Here is a 17,328-nt window from a genome sequence, read left to right as displayed (position 1 = left end):
ACTGCTGAGACGCGACTGTATGGAAACGGTGTACCCCCTATGCGTGAAAACTTGCCGGTTACACTAAAAGAACGCGAATTTCCGGAACACGAACGACTGATCACCACGACGGACCTCGAGAGTCGGATTACCTACTGCAACGATGCCTTCGTCGCCATCAGCGGCTTTTCCCGCGAAGAGCTGCTCGGCCAGCCCCATAACATCGTCCGGCATCCCGATATGCCGCCTGCCGTATTCGCCGAGATGTGGCGCACACTGCGTAGCGGTCGGGCCTGGATGGGCCTGGTCAAGAACCGCTCGAAGAATGGCGATCACTACTGGGTCAGCGCCTACGTGACGCCCATCCAGGAGGGCGGCAAGCTGGTCGGCTTCGAGTCGGTGCGCAGCCGGCCTAGTCGCGATCAAGTCTCCCGCGCCGAGGCGCTCTATGCGCGCTTGCGCGCCAATCGTTCGGCGGTGCCCCTGGGGCGGCGGCTGGCGACGCAGATGCGTCGCTGTGCGCCGGCGCTGCTGGCGTTGCCGTTCATCGCGCTGTCCGACTGGCTGCTCGATGGCTGGGAGCAGGCGTTGGCTGACCTGGCCCTGCTGCTGGTCGTCGTCTGTGGCATGCAGGTGGTCTTCCGCCGCGAGATACAACGGCTGCTAAGCAGCCACTCGCAGGTGTTCGCCGACCCCCTGGTGGCCCTGACCTACAGCCCGCGCGCGGACGAACGTTCGTTGATCGACATGGCCCTGTTCAGCGAGCAGGCGCGCCTGCAGACCGCGCTGACACGTCTGGAGGATATTTCCGGCCAGGTGCATCGGCGGGCGGCGGAGTCCACGCAGCTTTCCGCGTCCAGCGCGCAGATGCTCGAACAGCAACGCAGCGAGACCGACCAGGCCGCCGCCGCGATCGAACAGATGACCGCCTCCATTCAGGAGGTCAGCTAGAACCTCAATAACACCGCCCAGGCTACTGGCGATGCCGACAGGCTTGCCGAGCAGGGCGCACAGCTCGCTGCGGGCTGCCTCACGGCGATTGGCGATACCGTGCAAGCGGTCAGCGAGATCGGACGTGCGGTGGACGAACTGGCCAACTCCGCGCACGCCATCGGTAGCGTGGCCGACGTCATCAATGCCATCGCCGAGCAGACCAACCTGCTGGCGCTCAACGCCGCCATCGAGGCGGCGCGTGCCGGGGAGCAGGGGCGCGGCTTCGCGGTGGTTGCCGATGAAGTGCGTGCCCTGGCCTCGCGTACCCGTGAGTCCACCGCGCAGATCCATCAGATCATCAGCGACCTGCGCAGCGGCGCCGACGTTGCGGTTTCCACCGCCAGCCGCGGCGAGGAGGTCTCGGCCCAGGGCATGCGCAGCGTCGAGTCGCTGCGCGGCGCGCTCGATGGCATCAGTCAGGCGGTGACGCGCATTCGCGACATGAGCATGCAGATGGCGAGTGCTACCGAGCAACAGACCCATGTGGCCGAGGATATAAACCGGCAGATCACGCGTATCGCCGAACTCTCCGAGGGCAGCGAGCGACAGGCGCAGCGGGGGGCCACCCTCAGCGATGAACTGCAACGCTCGGCCGATTATCTCCACGCGCTGGCGGAGCGCTTCAACCGCTGAGTGCGGCTGTGGCAGACTCCTGCGCTTTCGAAGCATGGCTCGTGGTGCTGCGTGCCAATGAGCCGGGAGCCCCATGTCGCGCCGAAACCGTTGCCCGCGCTGCCAGCGCCCCGTGTCGCACTGCCTGTGCGCGAGTATTCCCTCGCTGGCCAGTCGCAGTCGGGTGCTGATCCTGCAGCATCCCGAGGAAAGCCGTCATGCGCTGAATACCGCCCGCCTGGCTGCGCTCGGCCTGCGGTCCGCTGAGTTGTGGGTGGGCGAGCAGTTTCCCGAGTTGCCGGCGCGTCTGGCTAGCGAGCCTGATGCCTTGCTGCTGTTTCCCGGTGAGCAGGCCCAACCCCTGCAAAGGCTGGGGTCAGAGACGCCGGGCCCGCTACTGGTGGTGCCCGATGGTACTTGGCGTAAGGCGCGCAAGCTGCTTTACCTCAATCCGTGCCTGGAGCGCCTGCCGCGTGTCTGTCTGGCATCGCCACCGGCGTCGCGATATCGACTGCGCAAAGCGCCTTCGGCGGATGCGCTATCGACCCTGGAGGCGATCGCCGCCGCGCTGGATACGCTGGAAGCCCCGGCGCGTTTCGATGCGCTTCTGGCACCGTTCGAACAGTTGATCGAGGGGCAGATCAGCGCGATGGGGGCAGCGACCTACCAGCGCAACCACGGTGTTTAGCGGGTCGGTCGCGTCGCGATGTACACGCTCACCAGTACCGCGCTGGTCAGCATGAAGGTACGCGCCCAGAACAGCGGCACCAGGTAGCAGGAGAGGGCGATGCTCGCCCACATCAGGCCAATGGCGTAGAGCTTGCCCTTGAGCGGGATGCCGCGCCCTTCGAGGTAGTCGACGATCCATGGGCCGAGCCGTGGATGGCCCACCAGCCAGTCGTAGAAGCGCTGCGAACTGCGCGCGAAGCATGCCGCGGCAAGCAGCAGGAACGGCGTGGTCGGCAGTACCGGAAGAAAGATGCCGATCACGCCCAGAGCCACCGAAAGCCAACCTATCGCGAGCAGCGCGTAGCGCAGCAAGGGGTGTCGCGTGGCCTGTCGGTCGCGCATCGCGTCAGTGGCGAGGCTTGAGCAGCGCGGGCTTCTCCTCGGGCGCATTGCTCAGCAGGTAAAGCGCCGTGAGTAGCTCGGGAATCTGTTCGACCATGCTGTCGACCAGGTCGGCATCGGCGGCGATCTCGGCGAACTCGGCCTGTTCGTCGAACAGTCCGGAAGCCACCATGATCGGCAGCAGCAGTTCGCTGACTTCGTCCTCGGCATGCTCGAACCAGGCCGTCTCGCGGAGAAAGACGCCTTCCATGAAACCGATGCACCAGCCGCGCAGTTCAGAGTCGTCGGGTTCGTCACCCAGATCGAGATCGCAGGGCAGCTCCATGTCCTCGTCGCTAGCGAGCTGGCGCGCGATCAGGGCCTTGAGCTTGAGCAGGGCATCCTCGATGTCGTCGCGCTGGGCGTCATCGGCATAGTGCGGCGGTTCGGCGAAGAGTGCATCGATCCACTCGCGTTCGGGAATCGACTCCGCGCAGATCGACAGCGCAGTCAGATAGCCATGGGTCGCGATGTAGTCCAGCGCTTCCTCGTGGAGGTCGTCGGCATCCAGGAAAGCTTGCAGACGGGACAGCTGTTCGGCGAAAGACATGGCGGTGCACTACTCGAGACGGAAACAGAAAGGGATTCTAGCGTAGGCGGTCGACGAAAGCCGCCGCTTTGAGCGTTTCTCCAGCAAACCCGGGCGACAGTGGTCGGCCGCCCCGGCAGTCGGCGGATTTTTTCGTATACTGTGGCGCTTTCCCAACGACACGCGGCCATGCTCGAGAAAGCGCTCCACATCCTCAAAGACGTCTTTGGCTACGATGCGTTCCGTGGTCACCAGGGCGCGATCATCGAGCGTGTGGCGGCAGGCGGGGATGCTCTGGTGCTGATGCCGACCGGCGGCGGAAAGTCGCTGTGCTATCAGGTCCCGGCGCTGCTGCGTGACGGCCTGACGGTCGTGGTGTCGCCACTGATCGCGCTGATGGAGGACCAGGTCGCCACCCTCGACGAACTGGGCGTTCCCGCCGTTGCGCTCAACTCCAGCCTGGATGCCGAAGCCCAGCGCGACATCGCCGAACGCCTGCGGCGCGGCGAGATCAAATTGCTCTACCTGGCCCCCGAGCGTCTGGTGCAGCCGCGCATGCTGGCCTTCCTGCAGCGCCTGCCGGTCGCCTTGTTCGCCATCGACGAGGCGCATTGCGTGTCACAGTGGGGACATGACTTTCGTCCTGAATACTTGCAGTTGGGGCAACTCGCGGAGCTGTTCCCGCAGGTGCCGCGCATTGCGCTGACCGCCACTGCGGACAAGCGAACCCGCGAGGAAATCATTCAACGCCTGCACCTGGAGAACGCCGAACGTTTCCTTTCCAGCTTCGACCGGCCGAACATCTTCTATCGCATCGTCGCCAAGGACAGTCCACGCAAGCAACTGCTGGCCTTCCTCGGCGAGCGCCGTGGCGACGCCGGTATCGTCTACTGCCTGTCGCGCAAGAAGGTCGAGGAGACCGCCGCGTTTCTCGACGCCCAGGGCTTCCCGGCGCTGCCGTACCACGCCGGGCTGTCCAACGACCTGCGGGCCCACCACCAGAGGCGCTTCCTCAATGAGGAAGGGCTGATCATGGTGGCGACCATCGCCTTCGGCATGGGGATCGACAAATCCAACGTGCGTTTCGTCGCCCACCTCGACCTGCCCAAGTCGCTGGAGGCCTATTACCAGGAAACCGGGCGTGCCGGTCGCGACGGCCTGCCCGCCGATGCCTGGATGGCCTACGGCCTGCAGGACGTGATCTTCCTCAAACAGATGCTCGCCGGCTCCGAAGGCGACGAGCGCCACAAGCGCGTGGAGTTGCACAAGCTCGATGCGATGCTTGCCCTATGCGAGGAGACCCGTTGTCGGCGCCAGGCGCTGTTGGCGTACTTCGATGAAGTATTGCCCCAGCCCTGCGGCCATTGCGACATCTGCGTGGACGGCGTGCAGACCTGGGATGCTACCGAGGCCGCTCGCCAGGCACTGTCCTGCATTTATCGCAGCGGGCAACGCTACGGCGTGGGTCACCTGGTGGACATCCTGCTGGGCCGCGACAACGAGAAGATTCGCACGTCCGGGCATCAGCACCTGTCGGTGTTCGGTGTCGGCAAGGGGCGCAGTGAAGGCGAATGGCGCACGCTGTTTCGCCAACTGGTCGCCCGCGGGCTGGCCGATGTGGACCTCGAAGGGTACGGCGGTCTGCGCCTGACCGAGGCTTGCCGACCGCTGCTGCGCGGCGAGGTGACGCTGCAACTGCGTCACGAGGTCCCGGTGAGCAAGGCGCCGCGGGCCGCTGCCAGCCCGGCCAGCAGTCTGGTGCGGGCCGAGGAGCGCGAGACCTGGGAGGCGTTGCGCAGCCTGCGGCGCAAGCTCGCCGAAGAGCACAGTGTGCCGCCCTATGTGATCTTCCCCGACGCCACCCTGCTGGAAATGCTGCGAGCGATGCCGGCGAGCATGGACGATATGTCACGCATCAGTGGCGTGGGAGCACGTAAGCTCGAACGCTACGGTGAGGCATTCCTGGCCGTGCTGGACGGACAGGGCGCGACGCCCGCCGCGGTCCCGGCCGTGGACCTGCAGCATCAGCTCGTCAGCCTCGCGCGCGCCGGCATGACGCCTGCGCAGATCGCCCAGCAACTGTCCTGCAGCGAGCGAAATGTCTACGCCTTGCTGGCGGAGGCGATTGCCGCCGGGCAGTTGTCTCTGGAGCAGGCGCTGGAACTGCCCGAGGAATTGCTCGGTGAATTGCAGGATGCTTTCCTCGATGGGGACGGTGAGTTGCCGCCCGTTTCCGAGGTCCGCGAGCAGTTCCAGGGGCGCCTGGACGACGGTGTGTTGCACTGCGTGCGTGCGGCCCTGCAGCTCGAGTTCCAGGCCTGAGGCTTGCCCCATCCAGGGTTGATGGATAGCATCCTAACGAATCCTTCTACTCGGCTACGAGCCATGAGCCATACAGACCAGCATCGCTTCGGCATGCAACTGATGCATCTTTCCCGCGCCTGGCGCGCTGAACTCGACCGCCGCCTGGCGCATCTGGGCTTGTCCCAGGCGCGCTGGCAGGTGTTGTTGCACCTTGCCCGTTTCGCCGAGCCGCCGACCCAGCGCGAACTGGCGCAAAGCGTCGGCATCGAAGGGCCGACCCTGGCTCGCTTGCTGGACAGCCTGGAGGGCCAGGCGCTGGTCTGCCGTCAGGCCGTGGCCGAGGACCGGCGTGCCAAGCGTGTGCTGCTGCTCGATGAGGCCCGCCCACTGATCGAGGTCATCGAGTCGATCTCCACTTCGCTGCGTAAAGATCTCTTTCGCGGCATCGATCCTGAAGCGTTGCGCAATTGCCAGCAGGTCCATGCGCAGATTCTCGCTAATCTCTGTGAGAAGGCTTCGTCCAATGACGTGTGAACTGAACTAACCGTTCCTTGACACTCCGGACATAATTCCTTGGAAATACGCCAGCTTATTGACTGGACCGTGACCTCATTGCGTATTATGGCAAGCTAATGCGATGCCCCGTCGGAGGGCACTGCCGCGCGGCCTGGCCGGCGGACAGAGGGATCTTCGCTCAGGCCCCTGCGCAGCGTCGCCGTGAATGGCGCCGTTCGAGCCTGATCAGCCAGGAGGACACCATGGCTCGAGTACGACACCTGTTAATCTGCCTGGCATCTGGACCGATGTTGCATTCGGGCAGCGCCCTGGCCCTGGGCCTGGGTGATATCACGGTGCGTTCCTCGCTCAACCAGCCGTTCGATGCGCAGATCCAACTGATCGATGCCGAAGGTCTGACCGCCCAGGACATCAAGCTTGGCCTGGCTTCCACGGAGGCCTTCTCGCGTTCGGGTGTGGACTGGACGCCGTTGGCGGCGGACCTGCGCTTCACGCCACTGCTGCAGGGCGGGCGGCCGATGGTCAGGGTGCAATCCCGACTGCCCGCCCGCGAGCCCTATCTGACTTTCCTCGTCGAACTCGCGCGTCCCAATGGCAACCTGCGCCGTGAGTACACGGTATTGCTCGATCCGCCGGACAGTAGCTATCGCAGCGCGGCGAGCATTCCCCCGAGCGCCGTTGAAACGGGCGCTTCCACTGCCGCCTCGCGTCCGCCCGCGCGCCCCGCCGAATTGCCGGCGGCGACGGCCGGGCACCGCTATGAGGTGCGCAGCGGTGACAGCCTCTGGCTGATTGCTCAGGCGCTGCGAAGTGCGGGCAGCCAGGCGTCGCCCCAGGCGTTGATGCGTGACATCGTCGCCCTCAACCCCAGCGCTTTCCCTGGCGGTGATCGTAGCCGCCTGCGCGTGGGGGCCTCGCTGTTGCTGCCGGATAGCGCGGCGCCAGCGGACTTTTCCGCCTCCGCGCCGTTGGAAATAGATACCCAGCCGCAACCCAGCGAGCGCGTGACGCCGGACGTCGAGCCGGACCCGAGTGCGCCCCCGGCAGCGGCCGCAGTGAACCCGCCGAGCAGCGCCGCGGCTTTGGGCTCCGATGCGCCGGCCAGTAATCCGCAGGTGGCGCCCGAGCCGGCATCTGCGCCGGCCGAGGCCGTGAATCCGGAGGAGGGCGCAAGCACGGCCGCCGCACCCCAGGCCCCGGTAGCCAATGAGGTGGGCGCCGCAGTGCCCGCTCCGACGCCGGGTGATGGCGATGAGCAGGGCGCCTTACGTCAGCGCGTTGCACGTCTGGAGGAAGAGCTCAGCGAGCGCGATGAAGGCTATCAGCGCCTGGAAGAGTCGCTGCGGCAGATGCAAAGCCAGTTCGCGCAACTGCAGAGTCAGTTGAGCGAGCGTGACCAGGAGATTGCCGCGCTGCGCGAACAACTCGCCAGCGCCCAGCTTGGCCAGACGCCGGCTCCCGCTGCGGCGCCGGTCGCCAAGGAAGAGCCGGCGGGGATGTTCTCCTGGTTGTGGCTGGCGCTGGTTGCGTTGCTCGGGGCGCTGCTCGCCCTGTTGTTGCTGCGTCGCCGCCGCCGTCCCTCCGCAGTGGTGGCGGTGGATTCCGCCCCTGCGGCAGAGGCTCCAGTCGAGCCGGTTCCCAGCCCCGTAGCGCCTCAGCCTGCGCCGCAGCCCCTGGTAGTCAAGGCCGCTCCGGTCGTGGCCAACGCAACGCCGCGAGAGGCGCGTTCCGTCACTCCCGATCCTCTCGAAGCCGCCGTGATGTACATGGCCTACGGTCGCTCCGGAGAGGCACGTACCACCCTGGAGAAGGCCCTGCAGGATGACCCTTCCAACCAGGCGTTGCGCCTGAAATTGCTGGAGGTGCATGGCCATCGCGGGGATGTGGGCAACTACGTGGCTACCGAGCAGAAGTTGCGTGAAAACGGCTGTGACGAAGCGCTACTCGAGAGTCGCCGGGCGCAGTTCCCGCATCTGGATCTGCCGGAGATCAAGGACGCCTCGGCGAGTGACGAGCTGGCGACGTCGGGCGGTATGGCTTCGGCGGCGGATGATGACGATTTCCGGCTGAATCTCGACGATCTGTCGCTGGACGCGGATTGGGACCTGATCGATCCCTTCCAGCAGCCGCAGCAGCGTGGCAAGCCGCAAGCCGAGGACCCTGAAGAAACGCCGGTCGACAATGACTTCGAGAGCGATCTCAAGCACCTGCCCGAAGTACAGGAACTCGACCAAGGCGCCTTGGCGCAAGTCGACGAGGAAGAATTGCTCTTCGACCGCTTCGACCTGCCGGATGAAGGCGTGGAGTTGATTTCCGGTCTGGACGACGAGGGTGGCGAGCACCTGGGGCTGCTCAACCAGGCGCTGGCCTATATCGAGGCCGGTGAGAGGGAGCGGGCCTGCGACATCCTCAACGAGGTGATCAGCGAGGGTGACGAGCGTGAGCGGCAGGAGGCTCGCGAGCTGCTCGCGCGGATCGCCTGATCGCTCGCCCGGACGCTTAGCAAGGAAGGCCTGCGCCCCGCCGCAGGCCTTGTTCTTTCCGGAGCCCTAGGGCCTGTTCCCGTTTCATTCGCGAACCGCGGATGGCCGCCCCGCGTTCTCGCCAGAAATGGCCTGCGGTTAGGCGCAGGACGCAGCCAATGGTTATTCCCTTGGCAAGTCCTGCAACGACAGCGCAGGCCATTTCTGGCACAACCCTCAGGGCCGGTGCCTGTTTTGCCGCGATACGGCGTTACTCGTCTTGGACTTACCCCGGTAAGCCCTGCGACTCGCGCGATCTCCAGGGATGGAGTGAATGCCGCAAGCCCGTCGGGAACGGGCGCGGCCTTGTCTCGCGGAAAAACAGGCGCCGGCGCGGCCGTGAATGAAACGGGAACAGGCCCTAGAAGGTCCCGCCGAGGTTCAGGTACAGGGCGCGCATGCCCTCGTCGTTGAGTCCATAGCTGAAATTCAGCGGCCCCAGCGGGGTCTCGTAGCCGAGGAATAGGCTGCCGGCGTTGACGTAGCCGCTGTCGAACTCGTTGTCGTTGTTCCATGCCCGGCCCTGTTCCAGCGAGACGCCCAGGTACACCGGGAAGTCCAGGGGCAGGAACGAGCGTTCGCTGAGTCGGCGGTAGTACACCAGCCGGGCGAGGCTCATGTTCTGCCCGCTGAGGGAATCCTGGCGATAGCCGGAGAGTTGTCGGGCGCCGCCGAGCAGGAAGCTCGATGTCACCACTTCGGCATCGTCCAGGGTGCGTCCGTAGCGGCCACCGAGCACCCAGGTGTTCGGTCCGACGCTCCAGGCCTTGTCCAGGTACATCTCCCATTGCCGGTAGCGCTCGTCGGAGGACAGGCTTTCGTCGTAGAAGCGCAGGCTGACGCCGGCCTGCTCGCCTTCGTGGGGGAAGTCGACGTTGTCCAGGGTGTCGTAGGACCACTTCATCTCATAGAAGCCCTCGGTGAAGCTGAAACTGGGCAGCTCCCGCGAGCCGATGCGGACGTTGGCTTCGCCCCAGCTCTGTCCCATGCCCAGGCGCACCTCGCCGAAGGTGGAGATCTGCCGACCGACGTTGATGCCGTAGCCATAGCGTTCCAGGCGGTATTCGGAGATCGGGTCGTCGTCTTCGATCTGTTCGACGTTCTGTGCCTCGGCGCTGATATAGGGCGCGATGAAATAGCGCGAGCCATAGTCCAGCGGTTGGTAGAACTCGCTGTAGAGCTCCTGCTGGTCGCCGACCTGTATGCGGTTTAGCCACTCCGCGCCGAGGCGGTTGATGCCGTTGACCCGGTAGCTGGCGCCGAGGTTGTAGACAGCGCCGCCGCGCATGTCGTCGGACAGGTTGAGGCCCAGGCGCAGGTAGTCGGTGCCGGTGCGTTTGCCCTGGGCGTGGATCACCAGGGTATTGCCGTCCTGCTCATGGACCACGCGGTACTGCAGTTGCTCGAAGTAATCCAGGCCGTAGAGCGTGCCCATGTCGCGCTCCAGGTCCGCTTGATTCAGGCGCTGGCCGAGGGTCTGGCTGATGTGCCGGCGGATCAGTTCGTCGGCGACCTTGGAGTCATTCTCGATGCGGATGTGTGCGATCAACGGCTGGCGCTGGCCCGGCGAGCGCGCCAGGCTCAGCGCTGCCTCTTCGCCGTTGTCTGGCCGGCGCAGGCTGGCTAGGCGCTGTTCGAGTATGTGGGTAGCGCGGTAGCCGGCATCGATCAGTGCATCCACCCGGCCGAAGTCGGTGGAGGCAATGCCGGCCAGGGGCGGCTGGATAAGAACATCGTCCGGGCCGAGCGTGGCCAACTGCTCCTCGGAGTTGCGTCGCGTCATCATGGTGATCGACTGGTTGAGCACGTCGACCACCGTGAGCAACTGCTTGCGTGCCAGCAGCGGGGTGCCGATGTCCACCACGATGACACGGTCCACGCCCATCTCCCGGGCGACGTCCACCGGGATGTTGTCGACCATGCCGCCGTCCACCAGCAGTCGTCCCTCGATCTCCACCGGGGCGAAGACCGCCGGTATGGACATGCTGGCGCGGATGACCTGGGGCAGGTGCCCACGGCGGAACACGACCTTCTCACCGTTGGCGATATCGGTGGCCACCGCCCGGAAGGGAATCGCCAACCGATCGAAGTCGCGGGTATCGCTGGTGTGTGCCAGCAGGCGCTCCAACTGCAGGGCCAGGTTCTGTCCCTGGATCACGCCCAGTGGCAGGCCCAGGCTGCCGTCGTCGCGAAAGCTCAGTTGCTGGTGAACCAGGAAGTCTCGATCGTCCTGTTTGCGCCGGAAGGGTACATCGCGGCGCGGCGGTGAGTCTGAGAGTACCTGGCCCCAATCCATCTCCATGGCGATGCGCTGTAGTTCATCGACGCTGTATCCCGCCGCGTAGAGACCACCGATCACCGCCCCCATGCTGGTGCCGGCGATGGCGTCGATCTGTATGCCCTGTTCTTCCAGGGCGCGTAGCACGCCGATGTGCGCAAGGCCGCGGGCAGCGCCACCGGAGAGCACGAGACCGACCTTGGGACGCGCTTCTTCGGCGCAGCAGAGCAAGGGAAGCAGCAGAAGACAGCAGAGCAGACGACGCATGATGCGAACCGAACGATGGACAGGCGGGCGTTATTATAGGGACCCATGGAGGAGACTCGTCATGTCGCAGAAGCCCGAAATCGTCATTACCTATTGCACCCAGTGCCAATGGCTGCTGCGCGCGGCCTGGCTGGCCCAGGAGCTGCTGTCCACGTTTGCCGAGGATATCGGCCGCGTTGCGCTGGAACCGGGGCATGGCGGTGTATTCGTGATCCGCTGCGATGGCCAGCAGCTGTGGGAGCGCAAAGCCGACGGCGGTTTTCCCGAGGCCAAGGTGCTCAAGCAACGCGTCCGCGATCTCATCGATCCGACGCGATCACTGGGGCATAGCGATAGCGTCCGCTGAGTGCAGCGGGGCTTCTGTATCCGCTCATTTACACGGGTTTTACGTAGTGCTGACGCAGGCGTGGCGGGTGAACGGCGATAATGCGCGGGCAACGTCGTTTCAGGGCTTCCGTGCCCGAGGTGCCTTCTCATGTCCCTCTCGTTTTCCCGTGCTGCCGTCTGCGTCCTGTTGTCATTGATGTTGGCCACTCCCGCTTTCGCCGGCCCGCCTCGACCCTGGGGCGGCCCGGGTGGCCCCCGAGGTTTCGAGCCGGGGCCTCGACATGGCCACGGCCTGCCTCCCGGTGCCCGGGAGCTGTGGGTCGGTAGTCTCCTTTACTTCGTCGCCGCCGGGAGCTACTACCTGTGGAATGCCGATCGTCGCGAGTACGTGATTGTCGATGCGCCGCCTGCCGCCCGCTCGGCACCCGCCAGCTACGATGTGATCGCCTATCCGGCTGCCGGACAGAGCATCGAGCAGCAGGGGCGTGATCGCTATGAGTGCCACACCTGGGCGGTCAGTCAGAGTGGATTCGATCCCGCCAGCGCACAGAGCGCGCCGAGCGCGGGTGTCGCCGATATCTATCGACGCGCGTTGGGCGCCTGCTTGAGCGGACGCGGCTATAGCGTCAACTAGCGCCCGTTGACGTTTCGTTGGCGACGCCTTTCGCGCCGTGCCTGCTGGCGCGAGGCGGCGTTGCTCTTCCCGGACTTACCCCGGTAAGCCTCGCGACTCGCGCCAGAACGGGCATCGCTCGGCTGTGAACGAAGCGTCGACCGGCCCTAATGGTGCTGGCGTGAGGAAACGAAGATGGCCGCCAGGATCAACGCGCCGCCGGCAATCATCCTCGCGGTGGGTTGCTCGGCGAACAGCCACCAGGCCAGGACAATGCCGTAGACCGGCTCCAGAGCGAACACCACCGCTGCGGTGCGCGCCTTGAGCACTCGCAGGCTGGCGACGAACAGGCTGTGGGCGATGCCGGTACAGATCACGCCCAGCAGCATCAACCACAGCCAGTCCTGCAGGCGCACTTGCGGCAGGCTGCTCCATACCAGAGGCAGCAGGCAGATGATGATGGTCATGTTCTGCCCGAGCGCGGCCTGTATCGGGCTGATGCCACGCACGCTCACCCGGTTGGCTAGCGATAGCAAGGCGAACAACAGGCCTGAGGCAACGCCCCAGAGCAGTCCCAGGGTTGCGCCACTGCCCAGATCGAAGTTCGGCGTGATGAGGATCAGACCCAGACTGACCATGCCCACCAGGGTCCATTCGATGCCTCGAATGCGTTCGCGAAACACCGCGCTTTCCAGCAGTACGGTAAACGCCGGGAAACTCGCGAAGCCCAGCGTGGCCACGGCCACGCCGCCGATCTTCACGGCCTGGAAGAACGTGAACCAGTGTCCGCAAAGTAGCAGGCCGGCACCGATCAGTTGCAGCCCGCGGTGCGCATCGATGGGCTGTTCGGTCTGCCGCCTACGGCTGAACGGCAGCAGGCTGAGTACGGCAAAAAGACTGCGGGCGAAAACGATCATCGCGGGTGCGACCAGCGCCAGCTTGCCCAGTACGCCACTCAGGCCGAAGGCCAACGCCCCCAGATGCAGCCCGATCAAGGCCTGGCGTGGCGTCATGCCAGCCGTGCCCCGTTCTCCACGGGATGCTCGAAACCGGCGAGCACGACCTTGCCCTCGGCGTCATGTACGCCGGTGACCAGGATTTCGGAGACGACCCCGGCAATGCGTTTGGGCGGGAAGTTGCACACGCACAGGACCTGGCGCCCGACGAGTGTTTCGACGGGGTAATGATGGGTAATCTGCGCGCTCGAGCACTTGATGCCGAGTTCTCCCAGGTCCACCTGCAGCACGTAAGCCGGCTTGCGCGCCTTGGCGTTGGGCTGGGCCGCACGTATGGTGCCGACGCGTAATTCCACCCGTTCGAAATCCGCCCATTCGATCTGTTGCATAGCACTCATCCCTCTGGAGTCGAGCGCGCACTTTAGCGCCTGGCTTGGCCGGCGTCTGTCGCCGGTCTAGCGGGAATTGTCGCGCAGCTCGCGGCGATATTGGCGGGGCGTATGTCCGTGCTCGCGGACCATTGCCGCAGTGAAGGCGCTTTGTGAGGCGTAGCCGACTCGCGCGGCGATCTCGCCAATCGCCAGGTCACTCTCCGCCAGCAAACGGCGCGCTGCCAGCAGCCGACGGTGCCGCACGAAGGTCATGGGTGTACAACCCAGTTCATCCAGGCAGCGAGCATGAAGACGGGCGTTGGACAGGCCGACCTGGGCCGCCAGGTCCTCCACCATCAATGGGTAGGCCAGATGGGTATCGATGTAGGCGCGCAACCGTTGCAGGCTGCCCATTGCCGGCGTGGGCGGCGCAAGCAGGCTGCAGAGCAGGAGTGCGGCAGCCTGTTCATTGAACAGCGGATCGTCGAGAGGCCCGGCGGCGAGTGCTGCCACCAATGCCTGCTGGGACGCCCTCAGTCCCGGCATCGCACTGCGCTCCAGCAGCTTCAGCCCGCGCTCGGCATGGACGCCGCTGTGGACACGCAGCCAGTCCCGCGAGGGCGGGTCCAGGACCAGGCAGCGACTGCCGTTGGCGCTGTAGCAGGCATGCGCCGCTCCAGCGGGGATGATCGCAAGGCGCTGTTCGTCGAGCGCGCCACCCGCGCCGTCGATCTCGAACTCCAGGCACCCCTGGACACCGAACACCAGTTGTTCGTGATCATGGGCATGGAGAATCTGTTCACTGTGGTAGTCGCGCAGGGAGAGCAGTCGATGCATGGGACCTCCGGATGCGCAGTCTAGCAGCAGTGGCTGGGGAGGTGACGGCGTCCTAGCTGACCCGGTCGCTCAGGCTCTGGGCCGCCTGCTGCAGCGCCTCAATCACCCGCGCCTGGTCCTCGTCGGCCACGCGCTCGGTATCCAGATAGAGCGAGAAACCCGGAAACTCGTGCTCGATGAAACCGTTCTCGCGCCCCAGGGCACGGCGAAAGTCCACGATCTGGTAGACCTGTACCGGGCGAGCGCTACCCTTGACCATGACTTTGCCCTTGTCGCTGCACAGGATGGTGTCCTTGATCTGCGAGTAGGTCTCGTGGGAGATCAGTATCTCCCCGGGGGAGGCCGCCTGCTCCAGACGACTGGCGAGGTTCACCTCGCGGCCGATCACCGTGTAGTCCATCCGCGCACTGGCACCGAAGCTGCCGACCGTGCAGTAACCGGTATTGAGGCCCATGCGGATTTCCAGTGGCTGCAGGATGCCCCGCGAGCGCCATTGTTGGCGCAAGGACTTCATGTGCTTGCGCATCGCGATGGCCATGCTTGCGGCAGCCAGAGCGTCACGCTTGACGCCTTGGCTGCCGGGGTCGCCGAAGAACACCATGACGCTGTCGCCGACGAACTTGTCGATGGTCCCACCGTGCTGCAGGGCGATCTCCGACATGTCCTCCAGGTAGCGATTGAGCAGTTCGGTGAGCGACTCGGCCTCGAGTTCCTCGGACAGTTCGGTGAAGCCCTTGATGTCCGAGAAGAACACGGTGAGCTTCTTGCGTTGCGGCACCAGCACGCTGGGGCGTCCCTGGAACAGGCTGTCCCACAGTTGCGGTGACAGGTAGCGCGCCAGATTGGCTTCGAGTTGCGTGCTTTTATGTTGCTCGCGCTGCAGCGCCTGGTGGGTCTGCGCCAGGCGCTGCATGCGCTGACGCAGGCGCGCGGCGAACAACAGCAGGCAGGGCAGCGCACCCAGTAGCGCGGCCAATGCGACCGGAGCCGGCGTGGCCAGGTGGGGCTGTGGTTGCAGTAGCGCCGCGCCGAGCAACAGCGCGGCGAGCGCCAGACCCAATGCCAACGTCAGGCGCCGAAGCCCTCCACTCAGTTGCGCGGCGAAGCAGAGGATCAGCAGGTTCACCAGGCTGGGCACGCTGGAATAGGCCATGATCACGGCGGCGATGCCGGTATGCAGCGCATCCACGCCGATCAGTATCGCCTCATGGCGACGCGCCTGCTGGTCCGAGAGTTGTGCCGTCAGTTGCGGGTAGAGCAGGGCGTAGATCACCAGCAATGCCGGTGCAGGCTGAAAGTCGAGCAGGCAGCCGACTGCGGCAGCCGCGGCGCCACTCAGATAGGCCCAGCAGCGCGGCGCGGGAAGTGGGGAAGCAGGCATGGACGTAGATCCTTCGACGAGCCATCCGCAGAGCCACCCTCGGCAGGCGGCGACGGCGCATCATAGCCAGCACATTCAGCTGGACCAACGCATAGCGGGCGCAAGGCCCGCTATGCATGATCTGGGTCAAGTCCGGGGCTATTACCGAGAGCGCGCCGGGCGTTCATCCGCGGTTCGCGAATGAGCGGTGGCAGCCCGTGGGACATCAATGACGCCAGAAGGCCGGAGTCATCAGCACCAGCAGGGTGATGATTTCCAGTCGCCCGAGCAGCATGCCCAGCGACAGCACCCATTTGGCGGCGTCCGGCAGGGTGGCGAAGTTGCCGGCCGGGCCGATCAGCGGGCCGAGTCCGGGACCGACGTTGCAGACCGCCGTGGCAGCGCCGGTCAGCGCAGTGATCGGATCCAGTCCGAGCAGGGCGAGGAACAGCGCGATGGCGCCGATGGTCACGGTGAAGAAGAACGAGAAAGTCAGGATCGAGCGGACGATTTCCTCGTCGAGGTTGTGCCCGTTGTACTGCTGGCGGATCACCGCGCGCGGGTGTACCAGCTGCATCAGGTTGGCACGCAGCAGGGCATACGCCACCTGGAAGCGGAAGATCTTCAGGCCACCGGCGGTGGAACCCGAGCAGCCGCCGACGAAGGTCAGGTAGAAGAAGGCCATGAAGGCGAAGCCGCCCCACTGGCTGTAGTCGCCGACCGCATAGCCCGTGGTGGAGACCACCGAGACCACGTTGACGCTGACGATGCGCAAGGCGTCCAGATACGCGAAGTCCGAGTGCTGCCAAAGCCACAGGCTGAACAGCACGCAGACCACCAGCAGCATCAACAGGAAGCCCCGTACCTGCTGGTCGCGCAGCAGCGCCCGGCGATCGCCGCGCAGGGTGGACACGTACAGGGTGAAGGGCAGGCTGCCCAGCAGCATCAGCACGATCGCGACCCAGTGGGTCGCTGGAGGGAAGTGCGCCAGGGAGGCATCGGAGGTCGAGTAGCCACCGGTGGAAACGGAGGTCATCGCATGGTTCAGTGCCTCGAACCAGTTCATTCCGGCGGCCTTGAAACCGAGCGTACCGGCGAGGGTGAAGGTCACGTAGATGGCGACGATGAACTTGGCCACCATGTGCGAGCGCGGCATGACCTTTTCCGACCAGTCGGAGGACTCGGTCTGGAACAGACGCATGCCACCGACGCGCAGCAGCGGCAGGATGGCCACGGCCATACCGATGAAGCCGATACCCCCGAGCCATTGCAGCATCGAACGCCACATCAAGAGCCCGGGCGAGGCCGAATCCAGCCCGGAGATCACCGTGGAGCCGGTCGTGGTGATGCCGGACATGGTTTCGAAGAAGGCATCCGTGTAGCTGATGTGTTGCAGCAGGGCCAGCGGCAGCGCGGCGAACACGCAGACCACCAGCCAACTGCAGGTCGTCAGCAGGTACATGTCGCGGGGGCGTAGCTGGGTGTGCTCGGGGCGCCCGGGAAGGACCAGCGCCACCCCGGCGATCAGGCTCGCCGCGGCCGACCAGAGAAACGCCGACAGCTCCTCGGTACGCTCGAAGTAGAAGATCGACGCCATCGGCAGGACCATGCCGGCCGCCAGAGTGATGAGAAAGATGCCGAGGATGAATCCGATGATGCGCAGGGTCGGCAAGGCCATGTAGGAAGGGGCTCTGGCTGGAAGAGGCTGGCGGCCATTCTACCCGTGCGCTCGGGCCTGTAAACCGTTGCTGACG

At 65.2% G+C, this 17,328-nt stretch carries 16 protein-coding genes; 8 read left to right on the top strand and 8 right to left on the bottom strand.

What is annotated here, in order from left to right; genetic code table 11:
• Positions 1-39 precede the first annotated feature (39 nt).
• From ACYRGX_RS17920 to ACYRGX_RS17910, 3 genes are all read left to right on the top strand, one after another.
• The gene (locus tag ACYRGX_RS17920; RefSeq protein ID WP_473053800.1) at positions 40-930 is read left to right on the top strand and encodes a PAS domain-containing protein; all 891 of its coding nucleotides are present in this window, start codon (positions 40-42) and stop codon (positions 928-930) included.
• A 99-nt stretch (positions 931-1,029) separates the two neighbouring features.
• Positions 1,030-1,605, top strand: a complete 576-nt coding sequence (locus tag ACYRGX_RS17915; protein ID WP_473053799.1) for a methyl-accepting chemotaxis protein — start codon at positions 1,030-1,032, stop codon at positions 1,603-1,605.
• A gap of 73 nt (positions 1,606-1,678) precedes the next feature.
• Positions 1,679-2,272 (top strand): tRNA-uridine aminocarboxypropyltransferase, encoded by a 594-nt coding sequence (locus ACYRGX_RS17910; RefSeq protein WP_473053798.1) that lies wholly within the window; start codon positions 1,679-1,681, stop codon positions 2,270-2,272.
• On the opposite strand, the gene ACYRGX_RS17905 is transcribed toward ACYRGX_RS17910, so the two are convergent.
• Positions 2,269-2,655, bottom strand: coding sequence for a YbaN family protein (locus ACYRGX_RS17905; protein WP_473053797.1), 387 nt, complete (start codon positions 2,653-2,655; stop codon positions 2,269-2,271). The genes ACYRGX_RS17910 and ACYRGX_RS17905 overlap by 4 nt on opposite strands.
• Positions 2,656-2,659: 4 nt before the next feature.
• The gene (locus ACYRGX_RS17900) at positions 2,660-3,244 is read right to left on the bottom strand and encodes a UPF0149 family protein (RefSeq protein ID WP_473053796.1); all 585 of its coding nucleotides are present in this window, start codon (positions 3,242-3,244) and stop codon (positions 2,660-2,662) included.
• Between the two features lie 168 nt (positions 3,245-3,412).
• Between ACYRGX_RS17900 and recQ the strand changes: the two genes are divergently transcribed.
• From recQ to ACYRGX_RS17885, 3 genes are all read left to right on the top strand, one after another.
• Positions 3,413-5,545, top strand: coding sequence for a DNA helicase RecQ (gene recQ / locus ACYRGX_RS17895; protein ID WP_473053795.1), 2,133 nt, complete (start codon positions 3,413-3,415; stop codon positions 5,543-5,545).
• 63 nt (positions 5,546-5,608) lie between these two features.
• A complete protein-coding gene (locus tag ACYRGX_RS17890) occupies positions 5,609-6,061 on the top strand; it encodes a MarR family transcriptional regulator (protein WP_473053794.1) in 453 nt (150 codons plus the stop codon).
• A 224-nt stretch (positions 6,062-6,285) separates the two neighbouring features.
• On the top strand, positions 6,286-8,526 hold the full coding sequence (locus tag ACYRGX_RS17885) for a motility hub landmark protein FimV (RefSeq protein WP_473053793.1): 2,241 nt from the start codon (positions 6,286-6,288) through the stop codon (positions 8,524-8,526).
• A gap of 400 nt (positions 8,527-8,926) precedes the next feature.
• On the opposite strand, the gene ACYRGX_RS17880 is transcribed toward ACYRGX_RS17885, so the two are convergent.
• Entirely contained in the window at positions 8,927-11,110 is a 2,184-nt protein-coding gene (locus ACYRGX_RS17880; protein ID WP_473053792.1) for a patatin-like phospholipase family protein, read from the bottom strand.
• Between the two features lie 61 nt (positions 11,111-11,171).
• Here ACYRGX_RS17880 and ACYRGX_RS17875 point away from each other — a divergent pair, with 61 nt between their 5' ends.
• A complete protein-coding gene (locus tag ACYRGX_RS17875; RefSeq protein ID WP_473053791.1) occupies positions 11,172-11,456 on the top strand; it encodes an Rdx family protein in 285 nt (94 codons plus the stop codon).
• Positions 11,457-11,585: 129 nt separating this feature from the next.
• Entirely contained in the window at positions 11,586-12,071 is a 486-nt protein-coding gene (locus ACYRGX_RS17870) for a hypothetical protein (protein ID WP_473053790.1), read from the top strand.
• A gap of 146 nt (positions 12,072-12,217) precedes the next feature.
• Here ACYRGX_RS17870 and ACYRGX_RS17865 read toward each other — a convergent pair whose 3' ends face one another.
• From ACYRGX_RS17865 to ACYRGX_RS17845, 5 genes are all read right to left on the bottom strand, one after another.
• Positions 12,218-13,063: a DMT family transporter gene (locus ACYRGX_RS17865; RefSeq protein WP_473053789.1), complete on the bottom strand. Its 846-nt coding sequence runs from the start codon at positions 13,061-13,063 to the stop codon at positions 12,218-12,220.
• Positions 13,060-13,395 (bottom strand): tRNA-binding protein, encoded by a 336-nt coding sequence (locus tag ACYRGX_RS17860; protein WP_473053788.1) that lies wholly within the window; start codon positions 13,393-13,395, stop codon positions 13,060-13,062. Before ACYRGX_RS17860 ends, ACYRGX_RS17865 begins: the two co-directional genes overlap by 4 nt.
• Before the next feature lie 66 nt (positions 13,396-13,461).
• The gene (locus tag ACYRGX_RS17855; protein ID WP_473053787.1) at positions 13,462-14,214 is read right to left on the bottom strand and encodes an AraC family transcriptional regulator; all 753 of its coding nucleotides are present in this window, start codon (positions 14,212-14,214) and stop codon (positions 13,462-13,464) included.
• A gap of 52 nt (positions 14,215-14,266) precedes the next feature.
• Complete coding sequence (locus ACYRGX_RS17850; protein ID WP_473053786.1) at positions 14,267-15,595, bottom strand: adenylate/guanylate cyclase domain-containing protein; 1,329 nt, start codon at positions 15,593-15,595, stop codon at positions 14,267-14,269.
• Between the two features lie 205 nt (positions 15,596-15,800).
• A complete protein-coding gene (locus tag ACYRGX_RS17845) occupies positions 15,801-17,252 on the bottom strand; it encodes a TrkH family potassium uptake protein (protein WP_473053785.1) in 1,452 nt (483 codons plus the stop codon).
• Positions 17,253-17,328 lie beyond the last annotated feature (76 nt).

It is taken from the genome of Pseudomonas sp. R4-15 (assembly GCF_055768815.1).
The sequence above is the reverse complement of the archived record's forward strand: the minus strand, read 5'-3'. Positions and strand labels throughout refer to the sequence as shown.

Coding starts and splice junctions, on each gene's coding strand:
- ACYRGX_RS17905 (WP_473053797.1), bottom strand. CDS start 2,655: ATGCGCGACCGACAGGCCACGCGACACCCCTTGCTGCGCTACGCGCTG.
- ACYRGX_RS17845 (WP_473053785.1), bottom strand. CDS start 17,252: ATGGCCTTGCCGACCCTGCGCATCATCGGATTCATCCTCGGCATCTTT.
- ACYRGX_RS17870 (WP_473053790.1), top strand. CDS start 11,586: ATGTCCCTCTCGTTTTCCCGTGCTGCCGTCTGCGTCCTGTTGTCATTG.
- ACYRGX_RS17875 (WP_473053791.1), top strand. CDS start 11,172: ATGTCGCAGAAGCCCGAAATCGTCATTACCTATTGCACCCAGTGCCAA.
- ACYRGX_RS17850 (WP_473053786.1), bottom strand. CDS start 15,595: ATGCCTGCTTCCCCACTTCCCGCGCCGCGCTGCTGGGCCTATCTGAGT.
- ACYRGX_RS17900 (WP_473053796.1), bottom strand. CDS start 3,244: ATGTCTTTCGCCGAACAGCTGTCCCGTCTGCAAGCTTTCCTGGATGCC.
- ACYRGX_RS17920 (WP_473053800.1), top strand. CDS start 40: ATGCGTGAAAACTTGCCGGTTACACTAAAAGAACGCGAATTTCCGGAA.
- ACYRGX_RS17910 (WP_473053798.1), top strand. CDS start 1,679: ATGTCGCGCCGAAACCGTTGCCCGCGCTGCCAGCGCCCCGTGTCGCAC.
- ACYRGX_RS17880 (WP_473053792.1), bottom strand. CDS start 11,110: ATGCGTCGTCTGCTCTGCTGTCTTCTGCTGCTTCCCTTGCTCTGCTGC.
- ACYRGX_RS17865 (WP_473053789.1), bottom strand. CDS start 13,063: ATGACGCCACGCCAGGCCTTGATCGGGCTGCATCTGGGGGCGTTGGCC.
- ACYRGX_RS17890 (WP_473053794.1), top strand. CDS start 5,609: ATGAGCCATACAGACCAGCATCGCTTCGGCATGCAACTGATGCATCTT.
- recQ (WP_473053795.1), top strand. CDS start 3,413: ATGCTCGAGAAAGCGCTCCACATCCTCAAAGACGTCTTTGGCTACGAT.
- ACYRGX_RS17860 (WP_473053788.1), bottom strand. CDS start 13,395: ATGCAACAGATCGAATGGGCGGATTTCGAACGGGTGGAATTACGCGTC.
- ACYRGX_RS17885 (WP_473053793.1), top strand. CDS start 6,286: ATGGCTCGAGTACGACACCTGTTAATCTGCCTGGCATCTGGACCGATG.
- ACYRGX_RS17855 (WP_473053787.1), bottom strand. CDS start 14,214: ATGCATCGACTGCTCTCCCTGCGCGACTACCACAGTGAACAGATTCTC.